Origin of the sequence: Bradyrhizobium sp. STM 3809, assembly GCF_000239795.1 — a bacterium.
In the GTDB taxonomy this organism is placed as follows: domain Bacteria; phylum Pseudomonadota; class Alphaproteobacteria; order Rhizobiales; family Xanthobacteraceae; genus Bradyrhizobium.
On sequence record NZ_CAFJ01000773.1, the window covers coordinates 1 to 1,367 of the forward strand.

Below are 1,367 nucleotides of genomic sequence, written 5' to 3' on the forward strand. Positions count from 1 at the left end.
GAGAACGCCCGGCCTTCCCCGCGCGATGGTTTTAACAGGCTATAGCGCGCTCTTCCTGGTGCGCCGGGCTTTCTGGCCACCATCCCCAACGCGATGCCGCTAGGCATCGGCGCCAAGTTGATACTAGCGTCGGAGTATCAGAACCACACGCCTTCACCGTCCGCGAACTGCGCGTTCGTCCGTGCTCATCACACGCCGCCGCCCGCGTCCACCGCATCCCCCTGCCAACGTCCGTGACGACCGCGAACCGTCCCCTACCGTGCAGCGGGATGCACGAACCATAAGGCTGATTTGGGCGCGCCGCCAAGCGATTTATGTTTTTCGGAATATCTTGACATCCCCGACTTCGGATTAACGTGATTTGCCCGACGCGCACCTCGGCTCGCCACACGCGGCCGCCGCAGCCTTGACTTCCGATCGCGACGCGGCCAGGTCTAACGCTGCCTTCCATCGCGATCGGGACCGCCGTTCGGCGCCGGTCTGCGAGGGAATTGGTCACGCCCCGCATAGTTCATTGTTTTGCATCCCATCCATTCGGAGACACCCCATGAAATTCCTCGCTGCCCCGCTGCTCGCCGCCGCCTGCCTGCTGTCATCCGCCCCGGCTTCGGCGGTCGTCCTCGATCTCTCGACCATGAGCTGCAAGCAATTCGTCGAGAGCGGCGACGACACCATCAAGATGGTGCTGATCTGGCTGGACGGCTGGTACAAGGGCGACCAGGACGAGGCGCTGTTCGATACCGAGGAGTTCGTCGCCAACGCCAAGAAGTTCGGCACCTATTGCGCCGAGCATCCGACCGTCAGCATCGTGACCGCGGCGGAGAAGATCCTCGGCAAGTGAGTTGGGGGGGACGCGCGCCACCGAGATGCGCGCTGGCCCGAGGTTCATGAGGATGGCCTGCGAGATCTTTTTGGCGGGTTACGCTGGCGCTAATTAGTACTCATGCGTTAGAAAAGGGCTTCGCTCTCTCCACATGTCGTTCCGGGGCGCCCGCAGGGCGAGCCCGGAACCCATACCCACAGGCAATCGTGTGAGGCAGGCTGGTCGTGGGCACTTTGCCGCCAAACATCTGTTGGTGGCTATGGATTCCTGGCTCGCCCTGCGGGCGCCCCGGAATGACGACAGATAACTGGCAGTGTTTCTGACGCACTAGTACTCACCTGCCCTACGTCTCATCGCCGATGTTGTCGCGGTACCTCGCCAGCTGCGTGAGAACCATGCCGCACCGAGCAGCCATGCAGACGCCAATCTTACCGTGTGGCCTTTCCCCACACCGGTTGCAGCACTTGGGGTCAGCGCCAGCGGACCACGCCATTCCATCGTGCCTGCAATGGCGGATTACGCTGCGCTAATCCGCCCTACTCTT

1 protein-coding gene is annotated in these 1,367 nt (G+C 62.5%); it reads left to right on the forward strand.

Annotation, left to right across the window (positions count from 1 at the left end; all coding sequences use genetic code 11):
* The first annotated feature begins 547 nt into the window (after window positions 1–547).
* Entirely contained in the window at window positions 548–841 is a 294-nt protein-coding gene (locus tag BRAS3809_RS32810) for an HdeA/HdeB family chaperone (RefSeq protein WP_008966315.1), read from the forward strand.
* Window positions 842–1,367: the final 526 nt, after the last annotated feature.

What these genes read in the sequence shown, in the direction of transcription:
- BRAS3809_RS32810 (WP_008966315.1), top strand. Translation starts at nt 548, where the DNA reads ATGAAATTCCTCGCTGCCCCGCTGCTCGCCGCCGCCTGCCTGCTGTCA.